Annotated in this window: 2 protein-coding genes; both read right to left on the bottom strand. The window is 23.5% G+C overall.

Annotated features, from left to right (window positions below; genetic code table 4):
- The coding region (locus tag D9R21_RS06650; protein WP_148108891.1) for a hypothetical protein at positions 1-266 on the bottom strand (266 nt) is incomplete at its 3' end.
- A 6-nt stretch (positions 267-272) separates the two neighbouring features.
- On the bottom strand, positions 273-980 hold the full coding sequence (locus D9R21_RS06655; RefSeq protein WP_126821559.1) for a hypothetical protein: 708 nt from the start codon (positions 978-980) through the stop codon (positions 273-275).
- Positions 981-1,140: the final 160 nt, after the last annotated feature.

Consider the following 1,140-nt stretch of genomic DNA (forward strand, 5'->3'; position numbering starts at 1 on the left):
TCTAATTGATTTAATATTTTTTGTATTTCTTTTTTATGACCTTTTTTAATTAAATCTAAATAAGTAAATGGATTTAATCACTGATAAATATCTTCAACTTTATTTGTAATTTTATTATATTTATCAGTAACATAATTAATTGGTTTTAATATTTTATTTTTAACTTGATTAATTTTATTAATTAAATTTACAAATTTACTTATTAAAGGTTTATTTTCTAAATTAGATACTAATAAAGTTAAAACTCGTAATATTAATAAATTCATTGTTTATTAAGAATTTTTAATTACAACATCAATTGGGTTTGTTTGACCAGTAGCGTTGTTTTTACCTTCAATTTGAACAGATACTGTTTGATCATTAGTAATATCAATCGGTCAATCTCCACCTTTACTTTCAATAAAGTAGTCAAAATCACTTTCAGTTAAAAAACTATCTACTGCTTTTATTGCTTTTAAAACAACATCCTTAAATTGTGGTTTTAACTGTTCTACTGTCGCCTTTGTTGGGTCTGCAACATGAATAGTTGGTTTATCTATTTTATTAATTTTACTAATATCTATTTTACTTGATGATAGAATTACATAATCAATTGGTACTCTAAATGTTTTATTTAGATTACTTTTAGCAATATTAATTTCTTCTTGTGTTGGTGCTTTTTCTAAAATAATCTTACATGTTTTAGGATATAAAATAGTTGGTGTTGCATATTGTACTTTACCAATTCATTTGGGGTTAGCAGTATCATTATCTAAAACTTGTTGAATAGTATCCATATTAATTGGATATGCTCATACTTGTTTATTAATAATTAAACCATTTACATTAGTAAAATTATAACCTTTATCTCGGTTAACTTGTCCTTTTGTATATGTTTTTTCTAAATGAAAACTTTTAGATACTGGAATACCCATTGCTGTATTTTCATATAATTCACAATTTACCATTGCTTTTAATCGAGCTTGTAGACTGCACCCCAAAAAGTAAGTAAAATTAAAAAAGAACTTTACTAAACTTTTAGAGGAGGTGCATTTTTATATGGCAAGAAAAGGACAAAAATTTAATAAATATACAGCAGATTTTAGAAAAATGATAGTACAAGAAGTTAAAAATAATAAGATAAGTTTTATTGCTCAAAAA

This window comes from Spiroplasma endosymbiont of Megaselia nigra (assembly GCF_003987485.1).
Lineage (GTDB): Bacteria > Bacillota_I > Bacilli_A > Mycoplasmatales > Mycoplasmataceae > Spiroplasma.